This window comes from Marinococcus halotolerans DSM 16375 (genome assembly GCF_000420725.1).
GTDB lineage: Bacteria > Bacillota > Bacilli > Bacillales > Marinococcaceae > Marinococcus > Marinococcus halotolerans.
Window position 1 is genome coordinate 1 of record NZ_ATVM01000029.1, and the last position, 16,598, is coordinate 16,598.

Annotated in this window: 18 protein-coding genes; 4 read left to right on the forward strand and 14 right to left on the reverse strand. The window is 47.5% G+C overall.

From position 1 onward, the window contains the following. Positions 1 to 282: IS3 family transposase (locus G548_RS0115160; protein WP_022794999.1), on the forward strand; the 282-nt coding region annotated here is incomplete at its 5' end. 68 nt (positions 283 to 350) lie between these two features. Here G548_RS0115160 and G548_RS18430 read toward each other — a convergent pair. The 6 genes from G548_RS18430 to G548_RS0115190 form a co-directional block, all read right to left on the reverse strand. Continuing rightward, the gene (locus G548_RS18430) at positions 351 to 2,363 is read right to left on the reverse strand and encodes a PTS fructose transporter subunit IIABC (protein ID WP_022795000.1); all 2,013 of its coding nucleotides are present in this window, start codon (positions 2,361 to 2,363) and stop codon (positions 351 to 353) included. A gap of 13 nt (positions 2,364 to 2,376) precedes the next feature. Beyond that, positions 2,377 to 3,315 carry a 1-phosphofructokinase gene (gene pfkB / locus G548_RS0115170; protein ID WP_022795001.1) on the reverse strand — a complete coding sequence of 313 codons (939 nt, stop codon included), beginning with the start codon at positions 3,313 to 3,315 and terminating at the stop codon, positions 2,377 to 2,379. Next, positions 3,312 to 4,067 (reverse strand): DeoR/GlpR family DNA-binding transcription regulator, encoded by a 756-nt coding sequence (locus G548_RS0115175; protein ID WP_022795002.1) that lies wholly within the window; start codon positions 4,065 to 4,067, stop codon positions 3,312 to 3,314. The genes pfkB and G548_RS0115175 overlap by 4 nt, the downstream gene beginning before the upstream one ends. Positions 4,068 to 4,328: 261 nt before the next feature. After that, entirely contained in the window at positions 4,329 to 5,183 is an 855-nt protein-coding gene (locus G548_RS0115180; protein WP_022795003.1) for a YtnP family quorum-quenching lactonase, read from the reverse strand. Between the two features lie 46 nt (positions 5,184 to 5,229). Continuing rightward, positions 5,230 to 5,871: a tRNA (guanosine(46)-N7)-methyltransferase TrmB gene (gene trmB / locus G548_RS0115185; protein ID WP_022795004.1), complete on the reverse strand. Its 642-nt coding sequence runs from the start codon at positions 5,869 to 5,871 to the stop codon at positions 5,230 to 5,232. A gap of 85 nt (positions 5,872 to 5,956) precedes the next feature. Then, positions 5,957 to 6,793 carry a phosphotransferase family protein gene (locus tag G548_RS0115190; protein WP_022795005.1) on the reverse strand — a complete coding sequence of 279 codons (837 nt, stop codon included), beginning with the start codon at positions 6,791 to 6,793 and terminating at the stop codon, positions 5,957 to 5,959. Between the two features lie 343 nt (positions 6,794 to 7,136). Here G548_RS0115190 and purU point away from each other — a divergent pair, with 343 nt between their 5' ends. Continuing rightward, entirely contained in the window at positions 7,137 to 8,006 is an 870-nt protein-coding gene (purU, locus tag G548_RS0115195; RefSeq protein ID WP_022795006.1) for a formyltetrahydrofolate deformylase, read from the forward strand. 6 nt (positions 8,007 to 8,012) lie between these two features. Here the strand turns inward: purU and G548_RS0115200 are convergent, their stop codons facing one another. From G548_RS0115200 to thpR, 4 genes are all read right to left on the reverse strand, one after another. Then, positions 8,013 to 8,936, reverse strand: coding sequence for a hypothetical protein (locus G548_RS0115200; protein WP_022795007.1), 924 nt, complete (start codon positions 8,934 to 8,936; stop codon positions 8,013 to 8,015). A gap of 105 nt (positions 8,937 to 9,041) precedes the next feature. Continuing rightward, positions 9,042 to 9,731: an LrgB family protein gene (locus tag G548_RS0115205; protein WP_022795008.1), complete on the reverse strand. Its 690-nt coding sequence runs from the start codon at positions 9,729 to 9,731 to the stop codon at positions 9,042 to 9,044. Then, on the reverse strand, positions 9,724 to 10,092 hold the full coding sequence (locus tag G548_RS0115210; RefSeq protein WP_022795009.1) for a CidA/LrgA family protein: 369 nt from the start codon (positions 10,090 to 10,092) through the stop codon (positions 9,724 to 9,726). Before G548_RS0115210 ends, G548_RS0115205 begins: the two co-directional genes overlap by 8 nt. A gap of 13 nt (positions 10,093 to 10,105) precedes the next feature. Continuing rightward, the gene (gene thpR, locus G548_RS0115215) at positions 10,106 to 10,651 is read right to left on the reverse strand and encodes an RNA 2',3'-cyclic phosphodiesterase (protein ID WP_022795010.1); all 546 of its coding nucleotides are present in this window, start codon (positions 10,649 to 10,651) and stop codon (positions 10,106 to 10,108) included. A 103-nt stretch (positions 10,652 to 10,754) separates the two neighbouring features. Between thpR and cysK the strand changes: the two genes are divergently transcribed. Both cysK and G548_RS0115225 read left to right on the forward strand, forming a co-directional pair. Then, entirely contained in the window at positions 10,755 to 11,690 is a 936-nt protein-coding gene (gene cysK / locus G548_RS0115220) for a cysteine synthase A (RefSeq protein ID WP_022795011.1), read from the forward strand. Positions 11,691 to 12,117: 427 nt separating this feature from the next. Continuing rightward, entirely contained in the window at positions 12,118 to 12,336 is a 219-nt protein-coding gene (locus G548_RS0115225; RefSeq protein ID WP_022795012.1) for a DeoR family transcriptional regulator, read from the forward strand. Positions 12,337 to 12,384: 48 nt separating this feature from the next. Here the strand turns inward: G548_RS0115225 and G548_RS18435 are convergent, their stop codons facing one another. From G548_RS18435 to ftsW, 4 genes are all read right to left on the reverse strand, one after another. After that, positions 12,385 to 13,836: a xylulokinase gene (locus tag G548_RS18435; protein WP_022795013.1), complete on the reverse strand. Its 1,452-nt coding sequence runs from the start codon at positions 13,834 to 13,836 to the stop codon at positions 12,385 to 12,387. Next, positions 13,826 to 14,572 (reverse strand): pseudouridine synthase, encoded by a 747-nt coding sequence (locus G548_RS0115235; protein WP_022795014.1) that lies wholly within the window; start codon positions 14,570 to 14,572, stop codon positions 13,826 to 13,828. The genes G548_RS18435 and G548_RS0115235 overlap by 11 nt, the downstream gene beginning before the upstream one ends. Next, complete coding sequence (locus G548_RS0115240) at positions 14,559 to 15,236, reverse strand: hypothetical protein (protein ID WP_022795015.1); 678 nt, start codon at positions 15,234 to 15,236, stop codon at positions 14,559 to 14,561. The genes G548_RS0115235 and G548_RS0115240 overlap by 14 nt, the downstream gene beginning before the upstream one ends. Before the next feature lie 107 nt (positions 15,237 to 15,343). Further along, positions 15,344 to 16,495 carry a putative lipid II flippase FtsW gene (gene ftsW / locus G548_RS0115245; RefSeq protein WP_022795016.1) on the reverse strand — a complete coding sequence of 384 codons (1,152 nt, stop codon included), beginning with the start codon at positions 16,493 to 16,495 and terminating at the stop codon, positions 15,344 to 15,346. Between the last annotated feature and the right edge of the window lie 103 nt (positions 16,496 to 16,598).

Genomic DNA, 16,598 nt, shown 5'->3' on the forward strand with positions numbered 1-16,598 from the left:
CGGGGCTTCCAGTACACCTCGCGCGGCTTTAAAGCCATCGTAGAGGCCCACGGCTTGGATCACAGCATGTCGCGGGTGTCCCGATGTCTGGACAACGGGCCCATGGAAGGGTTTTTTGGCACGCTGAAATGCGAGGAATACTATCTGCCGGACTCGTTTTATGCCACCTATGAGGACCTGGTGGACGCGATTCGCCGCTATATCGGGTTTTACAACCACCAGCGATACCAGGAACATTTAAACGGCTTGACCCCGATAGAATACCGGAATCAAGCCGCTTAAGAGTTTTACTTATTTTCATTGTCTACTTGACGGGGGTCAGTTCAGTAGCAGCCTGTCTTTTGTATTAATTACGATGCTTCTTTTTTCTCTTTGGAGTCCTTGTAATCCTGTACCTCGTTTTTCGGCTGCTCCAGCGGCTTCTTCAGAATAGCCAGCATAATCATCGTTACAAGCGAGCCGATCAAAATCGCCAGGAAGTATAGGAACACTCCGCCACCCTGTACAGCGTTCAGGAAGAACACGAGGAATCCTCCGTGCGGCGCAAGCAGTTCTACGTTGAACAGCATGGCCAAACCGCCTGCTACTGCAGAACCAGTAACGATGGAAGGAATAACCCGGAGCGGATCCGAGGCTGCAAATGGAATAGCACCTTCAGTAATGAAGAACGACCCAAGGGCATAGTTTGTATACCCGGCTGAACGCTGCTCCTGCGGAAAACGGTTCTTAAAGAACGTAACCGCAAGGGCGATACCAAGCGGCGGCACCATCCCGCCAGCCATTACAGCTGCGTGCGGGGCATAAATACCCTGTCCGATTAATGCTACACCAACAGTGAAGGCCGCTTTGTTGAACGGTCCGCCCATATCGATTGCCATCATGCCGCCAAGCAGAATTCCAAGCAGCACTAAGTTGCTTGTACCAAGCCCGGTGATCCAGTCCTGCAGGGCAGTGTTAAGAAATGCAATTGGTGTAATAAACACGTAGTACATCAAGAGACCAGTGATTAGAATATTAATGACTGGATAAAACAAAATCGTTTTAATACCATCAAGCACCTGCGGGAGCCCTGACAGTGCTTTTTTCACGCCGAGAGCTACATACCCGCCAAGAAAACCGGCAATAATACCGCCAAGGAAACCAGCTGTTGCGTCTTCAGACCCCGGGATACCCTGTGTGGCCATAAAACCGCCGACCATTGCAGGCATGAAACCAGGACGATCTGCGATGCTCATGCCGATAAAGCCGGCAAGTACTGCTACGAATAATCCAAACGCATACTGGCCGCCAATCGCGTTCAAGGCCTGGGCAAATCCATTAAACTGGTCACTTTCCGGGTCCGCTGAGTTAATCCCCCAGAAGAATGAAAGAGCGATAAGAATTCCGCCGCCAATAACAAATGGCAGCATGTTCGAAACCCCGTTCATCAGGTGGCGGTAAATAGCATTACCAACTGCTCTTGCACCGCCTCCACCGCCGGTGGAAGCCGGTTCATTATCCGAAGAAGAGCTTCTGCCAGAGCCACGGTATTTCGAAAATTCTCCGTTTACAGCCTGGTTAATTAACTGTTCCGGTTTACGGATTCCATCCGTAACCTTCGTGGATAAAAGCGGTTTGCCATCGAAGCGTTCCATTTCAATTTTTGTATCGGAAGCTACGATAATCGCTTCCGCATTTGCGATTTCCTCAGAGGTGAGACGGTTTTTAACCCCACCGGAGCCGTTCGTTTCCACTTTAATGGAGACACCGAGCTCCTTAGCCTTATCTTTAAGCGCGTCTGCTGCCATATACGTGTGGGCTATACCAGTCGGGCAGCCGGTTACTGCAAGAATTCTCGGCGTGCTGCTGTCTTCGGCAGCCTGGGCTGAAGAAGCTTCTGTTTCTTCTGCCTCATCGCTTCCAAGCTTGTCTCTTTCTTTTGCGTCCACAGCCGCCATGATCTCGTCTTCGGATTCTGCATTCAAGAGATCCTGGCGGAAGTTTTCATCCATTAACAGCGTAGACAAACGGGAAAGCGTAGTTAAGTGTGCTTCATTCGCTCCTTCTGTCGCTGCAATCATGAAAAACAGATGTGCCGGCTGACCGTCCAGTGATTCATAATCCGCACCTTTTTGAGAACGTCCGAATGCAATGGCCGGCGTATCCACAGCACTTGTTTTTGCGTGGGGAATGGCAATGCCTTCACCAATACCGGTGGAGCTCTCTGATTCCCTTTTTTCGATCGCTTCCTTAAAAGCCTGTCGGTCATTTAAACGACCGGCAGTGTCAAGCTTGTTTACCAGTTCATCAATCACTCCGGCTTTGTCTGTCGAAGACAGCGACAGCAGCACGGTATCTCTTTTTAATAGATCTGTAATTTTCATTCTGCTCACCCCTTTAAGCTTGATTGGTTTCTTCGCTCTCCAGCGAACGAATAGTTATTTTCTGACTTAGCTCTTCTACTTCTTCTTTCGTACAGAATGTTTCCGAAAATGCGGTAGCGCTTCCGGAAGCTACTGCTTTGTTCAGCACCTGATCCGGAGCCAGACGTTCCGTAATTCCGGCAGCAAATCCAGCCACCAGGGAGTCCCCTGCCCCGACGGAATTCACGGCTTTCCGTTTTGGCACGGAGGCATGGAGGGTTTGTGATTTATTAATATATACCGCTCCTTCTCCTGCCATCGAGATCACCACGTGCTCAATATCAAAATCCTCCAGAAGCTTTCGGCCATACACCGCAGCGTCTTCCACACTGCTTACTTCCACTTCGTACAATTCTGCCAGTTCAAGATGGTTCGGCTTAACGAAATAAGGGCGGCCTTTCAATGCCTCTCCGAGCGCTTCACCGCTCGTGTCCAGATACACCCGGACTCCTTTGTTTTTCACCCGTTCCATCATGGCCAGATAGATGCTGTGAGGGAGAGAAGAAGGAACGCTTCCCGCGAGTATTAATTCATCTTCCTCTGTGAGAACATCCAGCTTCTGGTACAGCGCTTCCACGTCTTCGCGCGAGACACCCGGGGAAGCTCCATTAATTTCTGATTCCTGGCCGCCGCGGATTTTGACATTGATTCTTGTATCCTCTTCCACCTGCACAAAATCTGTTTGGATCTTTTCTTTTTCCAGTGTTTCTTCGATATAACGGCCGGTAAATCCGCCTACAAAACCGAGCGCCGTTGACTGTTGTCCGAGTCTTTGCAGCACTCTCGAAACGTTAATGCCTTTGCCCCCCGGATATTTCAAATCATTTTTCGAGCGGTGGATGCTCCCCGGAATAAACTCTTCGAGCTCTACTACATAATCGATCGCCGGGTTCAGCGTTACTGTATATATCATGTACTCACGACCTTCACATCTGTGTATTTCTTCAAGTTTGTCCGTTCATCGTCCCGCAGCCTGTCCGACGTAATCACTTCCGCTAAAGCAAGTTCACCAATGTTTGCAAACGTGATGGAACCAATCTTCGAGTGATCTGCCAGCACATAGCTTCTTTCCGCAAGCTCGAGCGCTGTCCGCTTAACTACTGCTTCATCCGGATCCGGGGTTGTATACCCGTGAACAGGATGCACGCCGTTAATGCCGAGAAAACAGGCATCAAAACAAAATTCCTTCAGTGCCTCTATAGCTTTAATTCCCACCAGGGCACCTGTTCCCTGCTTGCCTTTCCCCCCGATCACGTACGTTTCAATGCCTCTTTCAAGCAAAAGTGGTACATGTGGAATACCATTGGTTACTACGACAAGATCCCGGTCCACCAAATAAGGAATCATCTCCAGGGTTGTCGTCCCGGCGTCTAAAAAAAGGCACTCGCCAGGTTCAAGCAGGGATGCTGCAGCTTCTGCAATTTTTTTCTTTTCCCATTGGTTCACGCTGCTCTTTTCTGCGATGGTTGGTTCATTTCGGCGGCGGCGGGAGAGAGAAGCTCCTCCGTGGATCCGTTTAATCTGCTCATCAGACTCTAGCTTGGATAAGTCTCTTCGAACCGTTGCTTCTGAAGCGCCGGTTAATTCCACCAGCTCATGAATGGAGGCAGTATCTTTAGTTTTTAAAATCTCGATGATCGTTTCCCTGCGCTCCGTGTGAAGCATCCTCTTCTCTCTCCTTTCCGGTTCCGCCATAAAAGCAACAGGCATCTGCGAAAGTTTTGATTGTTTTCTGCGTCTGCTTGTTTGATTAACTTCATTGTACACGCTTACTTGATCATAATCAATCAATTTTATTCAAAAACAATCAATTATTTTTATTTTTTGATTGAAAATGACATTTTGTTTTTTGAAACCGTCACGCATTTCAGAACGAAAAAAGCACGCCTCATTTTTAGAGACGTGCCTGAATTTATATAAGTGTTATCAGCTGCCATTCAGCTTTTCCCGGGGCACTGCTTCAACTACTTCTCCTGATGGGTTAAACTTTAACGCCCGGTACAGTTCATCGTGGTAGAACGTAAACCATGCGTGACGCTGACAGCCCCAGCTCATGTAGTGTTCTTTCATGTACACAGAATCCATCGGATAGTCATCATAAGCCGTCACCCAGAGAACATTCTGGTGCGCGTGCGTGGGCATATTATCCGCCATGTGGATCAGCGTGCTGCTTTCATCTTCAATCAGGATAATGCTCATTCCAGCGCTGTGGCCGCCTGTATGAACCATCCGTATATTTTCGGTAAGCTGCAGCTCTGATTCAAACGTCTCCACCTGGTGGGCCACCGGCTTCCAGTTCTTTTCCCAGTATGTGTTTTCTGAACGGATGTTTGGATTTTTCATTTCCTGCCACTCCGTTTCCGATACATGAATGACAGCATTTCGAAACACCGGTACGCTCTGCCCCTGTTCTTCGCGGGCAAGGCCCGAGGCATGGTCAAAGTGCATATGCGTCATCAATACAGCGTCAATATCCGAGGCGTAAAGATTCATCTCTCTGAGGCTCTGCTCGACATTTGACTCTTCTGTCACGCCGTAATTCCGCTGCTGCTTTTTGCTGAGCCGGCCGTTTCCAAGACCTGCATCAACCAGTATGTTTCTGCCCTCTCCCTGAATAAGCAGCGGGTCTGTGGGCATCGGCACCTGATTGTTATCATTTACCGGATATTTTTTGGACCAGAGGGGTTTTGGAACTACCCCGAACACAGCGCCCCCATCCATGTTGGTCACTCCGCCTTCAAGCCATGTAATTGTATAATTACCGATGGTTAACTGATTCATGACAGCAGTGCCTCCTTTTCGTAAAAGAAAGCGCCTATCGCATACGTTACGGTCTTACCGCTTCTGTAAAGTAAATAGGCTCTCCCTTCGCGTAAAATTTCTCTTCGTATTCTGTCATCACATTTCCTTTTGCTTCTTCACTTTCATGGAGATGAAGACGCACTTTCCTCAGAGTAAAACCGAATGTGGAAAGGGAAGAAAGAGAATATTCAAACAGTCCCTGATTATCAGTCTTCATCTGTATTGTTCCCCCGGGCACCAGCACCTGCTTATATAATTCTAAAAAATCAGGATGCGTCAGCCGTCTTTTTTCATGGCGCTTTTTCGGCCATGGATCGGTAAAGTTAATATAAAGAGTTTCCACTGAGGAAGGCTCAAAATATTCCATTAAATAGCGCACATCCCCATGAATAAAAGCAAGGTTCTCCGGCTGCTTGAATAAAGCACGCTGCACCCCTGTCGCAAGAACACTTTCGTACATTTCCATCCCGATAAAATTAATATCCGGATGCTTGATACTGTTGTCGCTTAAGTATTTCCCTTTGCCTGTACCTACTTCTAAATGGATAGGCTGGTCATTTCCAAATCTTTTTTTCCAATTTTTCTTTACCTGTTCCGCTTCTGTGACCACCAGTTCCGGGTGTTCCTGTAAAAACTCGTGAGCCCACGGTTTATGACGGAGTCTCATCGTACTGTTCCCTCTTTCTTCATATAATAACTAGCTATTTAACATACAAAATCCGCTGAAAACGCAGTGACGTTCCAGCGGATTTTTATATTTGCAATGAGTCCCGGTCCAATACTGCTTCAAGCTGTTTTTTATAAAACTCTGCTTCTTTTATCCGGTTCGTAAGCATTGCCTGCTGGGCGTGATCAAGCAGGTGGCTGATAATCTGCCAGCGCATTCGCCGCTGTAAATGGGAAGTTAAAGGAAGACCGTATCCCTGCAGCCAGCCGTCCCATTCTTCTTTTGGAATGTATTCATACAAAATCAGAGCCAGGTCAAGTGCTGGATCGCTGACTGTGGCATTATCCCAGTCCACTAAATACAAATCTCCATTGGCATCAAACATCCAATTATTATGGTTCATATCACCGTGACAGACAACGAGACGGGGAGGCTGGACTTCGCCGGAGGTCCCTGCAAGTTCTTCGAGAGCATCTGACATTGAAGTCGTAATATAGGGAAGCTGCTCCTGCTGCTCTCTTAACACAGCGATTGTTGCTTCCGGCGTGCGGGCGTGGTTCCCTATTCTCATAAACATATCCAGCAGTTCGCTCGACGAATGAATTTTGGATAACAGCTGGGCCACCCGCGTATTATCCATGTCACCTCCTGTTAATTCACGGCCGTCAACCCAGCGCTGAGCGGTAATTACGTCACCGTTAGCCTGGCGCTTTGTCCAAAGCAATTTAGGCACTATTCCTTCTGCCGAAAGCACAGCAAGAAATGGAGAAGAATTTCTTTTCAGAAATAACACTTGTTCCCCGGCACGCGCGAGGTACGCTTCTCCTGAAGAGCCACCGGCTGGTTCAATCGTCCATCCGTCTCCCATCAGCAGTTCCAATACTTTCACCTTCGATCTATCATAGTGGTCTGAATATTTCATAGCCGATCCTTTTTAACAATATTTTGTTTCAATGCTCATTTTGTTTTATTTAATTGTATGTATAAAATACCCTCTATGAAATGATCTCCTCTAATTCTCGTGCGGGTAAAAGTGTTTCTGTTTTCATTTTATTATTACAGCGAATCGTTCTTAATAATAGCAAACATTGAATTTATAAGTCAATCGACCAAAATACTTGTGACCGACCTCTCAGCTCCTATGTTTCCGAGTATCTTCATTTCGTCCATCTTCGTAACTTCCCCTTTTTTTCCATCATTCAGAGTGGTATAGTAATTCCGTTCATTATTACAGAGCAACTGTTTATTTGAAGGAGGACTTTACTATGTCAGACCGCTCGTTCGGTAATGGCCGGCTTTTGATTACCTGCCCGGACCAGCCGGGGATCGTAGCCGCTATATCTGATTTTCTGCACCAGCACGGTGCTAATATTATTCATTCTGCCCAGCATACAAATGATCCGGAAGGCGGGCGTTTTTTTATGAGAGTTGTTTTCTCCATCTCTCCGTACCCGGACAAATTTCATCAGGTAAAAGAAGAATTTCTTCCTATTGCTGAGCATTTCGACATGGAATGGTCTTTAGAGCGCGAAGACCGCAAAAAGAGTGTGGCGATTTTCATCTCAAAGGAAGACCATTGTTTAACAGAATTATTGTGGAGATGGCGTTCGGGAGAACTGCCTATTCATATCAGCTGCGTTATCAGTAACCATACGACGCTGAAAAATGTGGTGGAAAGCTATGAAATTCCTTTTTATCACATACCGATAGAAAAAGACGCCAAGCCGGAAGCTGAAAATAAAATACTGCGTACGCTTGAGCAGTATCCGATTGATTTTCTCGTCCTGGCCCGGTATATGCAGATACTGTCGCCGGATTTTGTCGCCCACTACCCGGCAAAAATCATTAATATCCATCACTCATTTCTCCCGGCTTTTATCGGAGCAAATCCTTACAGACAGGCTTTCGAGCGTGGGGTGAAGCTAATCGGTGCTACTGCCCATTACGTGACCAACGATCTGGATGAAGGACCGATTATTGAGCAGGACGTGCTTCGGGTTAACCACCAGTACAATGCTAACGATTTAAAAATCACCGGACGCAATGCTGAAAAAATTGCGCTGGCAAGAGCCGTTACCTGGCATGCAGAAGATCGCGTTATTGTTGATGACAATAAAACGATTGTTTTTCTATAGTACTCATTATTCGCCGTATCCGTCCGGAGAGTAGATTTCGCTTCGGAGTACAGAAACGGTGGCCGTCTGCTCCATAAGCGCTTCCGCAGAAAACAGCTGCCGGTTTTTCACCGGGGACGGGTTGGTGATGCGCTTTTCCATCCACCGTTTGTATTCGCGTTTGTCTGCTGTATGGGCATATAAAATTTCACGGTTATCAATGATCGAAGCGGGAGAAACAACCGTCGCCTGAGCGGGGAAGGTTGTCCCCGCTTGTTTTAATACAGCTTCTACTACGTTCATTGTTCTTTTTAATGCAAGCACCGGACTCACAAAAGTATGCTGCTTCTGGTTTACATACTCCTTCCAGAACCTGCTGTCTGCCGGCTCGAATACACTGTACATCGTGCCTTCTAAAATGTGTATAACGTCTATTCCGACAGGGCCGATGATGGTAATGGCACCTTCCATCGTTGTCTGCTTTGTATGAAATACCGGATAATACATAACAAAATACGTATCGGGAAGCTCCCGGAGCAGGGTACGCAGACGATAGTCATATTTTAATTTTGGATCCATCATCGAAATTTCAGAGATGGTGGAGGAAGCCCATTCCAATTGAATTAAAAACCAGTTATCGTAAAAAATATCCTTTAGTTCTTCGAGCGTCTTCCCTTTAAAGAATAAATAGGCATCACTCTCGGTTATTTCCACCTCTTCTTCCTCTTCATGCTTCCACCACTTTAATCGGTTCACTGCTTTTCCCATCCGGCTGTTTTTCTCCAGCGGTTCATCCTCCGGTGCCTTCGGGCCCGATTTGTTTGCGATCATCCAGTCTGTTTTCATTCGCTGCCAGTAGGCCTGCTTCGCAGATAAAAATTCTGCGTTTTGATGAAGAAAATGATGTTCATAACGCGAAGCGTAATCTTTCATTTTTATTAACTGAGCCATTCAACTCTCCCTTCTCCCCCGTCGCAGCATTTCACGGTGTCTGCGCAAAAAGCTGCGGAATTCCGCTTTTATTATAATATCGTCATTGACTGCGCATTATTCACGTTAAAGGAATAAATTTCCTGCGAGCGGAGCCAGAAAGGCAACAATAACAGCGCTGACTGTCATAGCTACCGAGCTGACCGCTCCTTCCGTTTCACTGTTTTCAAGCGACTTGGCCGTTCCTATGGCATGAGCTGCGCTGCCCATACCTATCCCCTTTGCGACCGGATCAGTCACGCCAACTACATTCATCACCCTTGCGTGAACCACCACTCCGCCAATACCCGCCACCATCACAAACATTGCCGCTAAAGGAGCATCGCCGCCCAGTGTCGTTGTGATATCCATTGCTACCGGAGTTGTTACCGATTTAGGCAGCACCGCTGCCGTCCATTCTTTAGACGCGCCAGCTGCCGCTGTAAACGCAAGCCCGGAAACAACCCCTATAACTGCCCCTGTTCCAATACCGCTTAGAATTGGAAGCAGATACCGTTTTAACAGGTGCCGCTGTTCATAAAGCGGACAGGCCAGCGCCACCACTGCCGGTCCGAGCAGTGACTCTATCCACTGTCCGCCGTTCATGTAGACACTGTACGGAATACCGGAAACCAGTAAAAATAATATGATAAAAATGGTGCCGGTAACGATTGGAAGCATCAGTGGAACGGGAAGCCCACGGTACGCCCTTTTAGAAGCAGCGTATACTGCTATCGTTCCAGCAATGGCCGCTGCTGCTGTCCACCATTCACCCACGATATCTCTCTCCTCTTTTCAATAAGTACTGAGTCACCCATGAACCTGTTCCCATCACAAGAAGCGTACTGATAAACACAGCGGTTATTAGCCCGGCTCCAAGCAGTGAAAACAGTTCTCCGTGCACCACCAGTCCGGCAGTCACCGGCAAAAACAGCAGCGGCATATTCCCAAGCAGCAGCCCGGACCCGTCCTGAAGCCACTTTGGAGTTGCCGCCGTAAAAACAAACACCGCCAGCAAAAGCAGCATGCCGATAATACTCCCCGGGATCGGAAGCTGCAGCACATCCTGGATCCAGGTGCCTGTCCAGTAAAATACATACAAAACTACTATATGGATGACAATTCTAACTAAACGCATATGTTCCCCTCTTTTATTCAGTCAATTTCGCCCAGTGCACTGTTTCATATTTTACACTCCGTCCTGGATGAATGCGATAAAGATGCAGATGAGCAGCCTGAAAAAATATTGCTTCCGGAAGCGGAACGGCAGGCCACGCAAGCGCGTCCTCCTTTATCCGTTTTTTTGCCAGAGTCATATGAGGGCGGTACGGGCGCTGCTCGGTCTTCATTCCCATCTCATTCAATTGAACTTTCCATTCTTCATATAAAGAAAACAGGCCCTCTTCTGCATGTACCCTTGTATACAGAACACTCTCCCGTCCTTTTGGACCAAAGGAGTCCACGCCATCGAGGCGGAGCGTGGGCTGGTACGTTAATGTCACTTCATTCATCTTTTTTTCGATAGTATCCACCTGCTCCGGGGAAAGCTTCCCAAAAAAGTGGAGCGTAATATGAAAATCCTGCGGGTGCACCCACTGCTTAAAAGGAAGATCATTTTTCACCTGTGAAACCCAGTCTGCCCAAACGGATCTTGCCTCCTTTGGAACCGGCAGACCCAGAAAATAATGATTATCCATTGTTTTCTCTCCCTTCCTTGCCTTAAAGCTGTTATGAACGAATAAGAGTTTTAAATATGTTAGAATATACGAATGAATGATAGAAAAAGGATGTGTAACAGTCATGCGTGTAGCAAATAATATGTCAGAACTAGTTGGCAGTACGCCTTTGGTTAAATTAAACCGTCTTCCGGATGCCGAAGGAGCGGACGTATACTTGAAGCTTGAATTTCAAAACCCCAGCGGCAGCGTAAAGGACCGGGCTGCAAAAAATATGCTGAAGCAGGCTGAAGAAGAAGGAAAGATCAATGAAAATACCACTATTATAGAACCTACTTCAGGAAACACCGGTATTGGCCTTGCTATGAACGCTGCTGCCCGGGGCTACCGGGCAATACTGGTTATGCCGGACACAATGTCCCAGGAAAGGATTAACCTGCTGAAGGCTTACGGAGCAGAGGTGGAACTCACGCCGGGTGATAAAAAAATGCCCGGAGCTATTTCCAGGGCTCATGAGCTTGTAGAGACAATAGCTGACAGCTTCATGCCTATGCAGTTTGAAAACGAAGCCAACTCGGATGCCCACCGGGAAAGCACGGCACTTGAAATTGAAGAAGCGATGAAGGAAATCGGTAAACCGCTGGCTGGTTTCGTCGCCGCCTCCGGCACCGGAGGCACTGTAACAGGCACCGGGGAAAAATTAAAAGAGCTGTACCCCGACATTCAAATTCACGTCGTGGAACCGTTTGGGTCCCCGGTTCTTTCCGGCGGAAAACCTGGCCCCCATAAGCTCGTCGGCACCAGTCCAGGGTTTATACCGCCGATTTTGAATCAGGATATATACGACCATATTTACAAAATCACCGACGAGGATGCCTATAAAACTACAAGAGCTCTTGCAGGCCAGGAAGGCATTTTAGTCGGCCCTTCTTCAGGTGCTGCCTGCTTTGCTGCCATGGAAACAGCCAAACAGATGTCCCCGGATCAGGTGGTAGTTGCCATTGCCTGCGATACGGGCGAACGGTATTTATCCACTGATCTTTTCCGGTTCGACGAATAAAAAATCTTTTCTCAAGGCGCCTTTACACAAATAGGCGTCTTTTTTTACATAATTTTTACATTTGCTTTTCTGTGAAATAAAGCAGGTATTTTCATCAATCATTCTGCATTTTTAGCACGAATACGTACAATATTACTTTATGATAGAATTTTCATTCGTTTTTTATTTTCATTTGCGGATGAATTGAGTAGTTTTTCAATAAAAATTTTGCGATATATAAATAAATAGTATAAACTATTAATTACAGGGACGCTTACAAAATATTTTGAATACTCTCATCCTACACGCTGCTGAATTTCTTTTCTGAAATTCCTATAGGGCAGCTGACGCAGAAACAGCCGAAGCCATCAAATATAATTCCTACTCACGTGCGCAGTCCCGGGCATGTCTTCAAGTGCCATAAATTCATTGGCTAAGGAGTGGTTTTTTGAGAACGTCCACCGACCGAATGATAACCCGTATTAAGTCTATCTATCTCTATATTAAAAAGAGAGGAACGGTGACCACCGGGGAATTGGTTGACGAATTCGGAATTACACAGCGCACTATTCAGCGTGACCTGAACGTGCTCGTATACAATGAATTGGTCAGCAGCCCTTCAAGAGGGGCCTGGACGACGACTGCCCGAAAGGTAAAAGCTTCCTGAAATGATTATATCTGTGCGCGGCGCCGGAGTTAAACTCCCGGCGCTTTTTCACATATCAAAAAGCCCCCGCATTCTTCCTGCTGCTTCGATAAAAAGGCGTTCCTTCCGCTCTAATTCTTCTTTTTTCGATAGGTCTGGAGCAACGATAATGTCTTCTTTGTCTACACTCTGCACGGACCGAGCTGCCTCCTTCCACGAGCATTTATGAACAGCTTTAAAGCCGGATGCAGCTGCTCCAAATGAAGCCAGGCGCTCCTGCTCAGCACTTACCCGCACGCTGCATTGAAACACATCTGCCACTGTCTGTCGGAAGGCTCTGCTTTTTGTGCCACCTCCAATAAGAAAAAGCGTGGAGGAAGTAATGCCCGCCTGAATAAAGGTTTGCTTTAAAGAAAAAGCCAGACCTTCAAGCACCGCCCTCGCCATATGCCCCTGCGTCACCTGGCCGTCGATGCCGATGAATGCGCCCCTGGCTTTCTCATCAATCACCGGGTTTCTTTCACCATTTAAATATGGGATAAACAAGAGCGACCCGGGCACAGAAGCCGGTTCGGCCGTCAGCTTTTCAAAAGCTTCGAAGTCGCCTCCGCACCACGTATGCACCGCCCATTGATGAACATTTCCCATATTGAGCAGGGGCATAATTTTAATAAACCGACCTTGCTGAGGCGCAGCCAGATGAAACACACTGCCTTCTTCTGATAGGGTCAGTGTATTGGCAGGAACCGCCGTCCAGCCTGTCGTTCCTGCGTACGCATAGCCTTCGTCATTACCTGCATGAGCACTGGCGGCAAGAGTCACTGCACCTCCGTCCCCAAGGCCGCAGTAGACGGGGGTTCCAGCAGGTATTCCCGTCTGGCTGGCAGCCTCCTTTAAAATACAGCCCGCTGTCTCTTCGGGCTCCAAAAGACGGGGAAGCTGATGCCGGGAAATTCCGCTCCCCTTCCAAAGCTTTTCTTCCCAGGCTCTTGTATGTATATTCATCATTCCTGTCACCGTGCCATTTACCGGATCACAGACTGAGACGCCCGTTAAGCGGTAAATTAAATAGTCTTTAGAACCAAAGAGTACCTGATCCCAACGCTCCGGGAGTTCATCTGCCAGCCACTTCATTAAAGGCGTCGTTGCTTTCCAGTCATTTCCCGTAAATGCTGTTACAACGTCCGGCGGCAAATGCCTTTTTGCTAATCCTCTGCTTCCTCTGGTGTCAGAATAAAGAACTGCCGTTTCTGCTCTTCCGTCTTTAAAAGGGATAAAATCCTCCATCTGTCCGGTGCATACGACTCCATCAACGTCCAGGCTGATTCCCCTGCTCTGCAGAGTGCTGCAAGCTTTTCTAAAGCTCTGCCACCATTCTGAGGGCTTCTGCTCGTGACTCATTCCGTCGGTGTATGTATGGACAGGCTCTGATACACTGCCTTCCACCTCGCCGTTGCCGTGCAGTATCATTACTTTTAAAGATGTCGTTCCCAGGTCTGCACTCAGCAGTCTACAGCTCATCGCTGCCTGCTTCCTCTGACTTTTCCCCGACGCTGTCCCGGAGCAGCTGAATTTCATCGTCATTTAACTCCCGGTACTCCCCTGGCAGTAAATCCTCGTCGAGCGACAGCCGGCCGAATGATTCTCTTTTTAAATAAACGACTTCATTGCCTACCGCCTCAAACATCCGTTTCACCTGATGAAATTTTCCTTCTGTTACTTCCACATATACTTCCCGGTGTGTATCGGGCACTCTCCTCAGAACAGCGGGCTTACAAACATAGCCGTCATCAAGCTTTACACCCTTTTTGAAATGTTCAATATTCTTTTCTTCTATCGGCTGTTCGAGTACCGCCCGGTATATTTTTACAACCCCATGCTTCGGTGACGTAAGAAAATGGTTAAGCTTGCCGTCGTTAGTCAACAGAAGCAATCCTTCCGTGTCAATATCAAGACGGCCCACTGGAAAGGGTTCTCTTATTGCATCCTCCTGTTCTAAAATATCGAGAACCGTATCATGAACACTGTCTTCTGTGGCACTGATGACCCCTGCCGGTTTATGCATCAGAAAATAAACAAATTCCGTGTAGTGAATATCCTCACCAAAAACGCTGACCCGCTGCTCTTCAGGATCCACCTGGACTGCCCCGTTGTTTACCGGCTCCCCATCAACAAAAACGCCTCCTTTTTTCAGCATTTTTTTTACTTCCTTGCGAGTTCCATAGCCTAATTCCGCCAGTAATTTATCCATCCTCATGCCGATCACCTCTTTCCATCTGTTCGAGAATTGCCGCAGCAAACTCCCCGTGCGTTCCGTTCATATGCGCTCTAATAACTCCCGCTGGAATCTGGCGGAGAACAGCCTCCTGGACAGTTTTAGATACGTGCTGCTCCTGCAGCCGTTTTTCAAGATTTACTATCATCCGCATCGTCTCTTCCACCGCTGCCTTATTTGCCGTTTCCACCTCCTGCTCGCTTCCCTCTATGACTGTAAATGCACTTCCCAGCCAGCTTTGGAGATATTTGCGCTCACTGCTTCTGGAGCTGTTAACGACAAAGACATTTTCTTTCCCGCAGGCTGCGGCTTCTTCGGCGTGCCCTGCAAATTTGGCAGCAGCCTTACGCACATGGGCAGGCACTTCCACCTGCTCTGTGTAGAGAGACGTTGCCGGAATGTATACCACAGTTCCTTCAGCCAGATACGGCCCGTTCCAGTAAATAAAATCTTCAACACCTGCCGGCGGCAGCGCTAAAAATATATAGGGATAACGGGGAAGCTCCAGTTCATCCACCCGTGAAATCTGTTTTTTTGTTTCCCTCATCCAGGACTTTTCCCCGCCCCGGTACATCACAGAGACGGACGAGGGCTCACTTTTCACTGCTACAAGCTTTGCCAGCCTCCCGGACCCCACTACTAACATTTTTATGCCTCCAATACATGTCGATGCTTCTCGTATTAAAACCTTAAAGCGGGTATACGTCTTACGGTCTGAAAAAGAGACGCTGCTGTTGACAACGTCTCTTTACACTATGCGGAAGTTGGTTTGTTGATGCCCTCATCCTGCACCCGGGCAAGGCGGTTATTGTTTCTGGAAATGTTTGCCAAAAGCCCAAGCATCGCCAGCGTTATTAATAAGGAAGAGCCTCCGTAGCTCAGAAGCGGAAATGGCAGACCGGTAATCGGCATCATGCCCGCTACGGCTCCGGCATTAATGACAGCCTGGCTGAGAAGCTGAAAAACAATACCAAAAGCGAGCAGAGTGCCAAACTGGCCTTTAGCACTAAGCCCAATTTTTATACCTCGCCAGGCGATAATACCCAACAGGCCTACGACAAGCAGAACTCCAAAAATTCCAAGCTCTTCGGCGATAATTGGAATAATAAAGTCTGTATGCGCCTCAGGAAGGTAATTCATTTTCTGCACACTCTCTCCCAGGCCCACACCGAACAGCCCGCCGTGGGCAATCGCAATGTAGCCCTGTATCAGCTGAAAGCTTCCTCCTCCGACCGCTTCTTCACTTGCAAACGGGTCCATAAAGGATACAAGCCGGGCCAGACGATAGGGCTCTGTCAGCGCAATGTAAGCAAACAGCGCTGCAGCCACTCCACCGAGCATAAACATATGCCGGAACTTTGCTCCTGACAAAAAGACAATTACGATTGTTGTCATCATCAGAGCTGCCGCTGTCCCGACGTCAGGCTGCATTACAATAAATCCAAGCAGCACGGCAACAACGACCAGTGGGGGCATGACTCCCTTCATAAACGAATCAATATACTTTTGTTTCTGGGAATAAACCTGGGCCAGATAAATAATCAAGCTCAACTTTACAAATTCTGCGGGCTGAATGTTTACCGGACCAAAGCCGATCCAGCTTTTCGCTCCATTTACTTCATTGCCTATTATAAGTACGAGCATAAGTAAAAAAATAGACAATCCTATCAATAACGGCGTTGTTTTTTTCCACTTTTCATAAGGCACATGCATCATGAAAGCAAACACGCCTATTCCAATAATAAAAAACATTATCTGTCGTTTAAGAAAAAAGGCCGCATCATCATAAGCCCTCATTCCGAGCGGAAAACTTGCGCTGTACACCATAATGATGCCAAATAATGTTAAGAGCGCGACCGCACCGATCAAGAGCCAGTCATAATCTTTATATCTCCACGTTTTCATGTTTCACCTCTAATGCCGCGCTGTTTCCGGGCGGCTTGATGCGTTTGTCTCGTTTCCATAAAGTGTATTAATTATATCACCAACCCTGCCTGAACAAAAGATT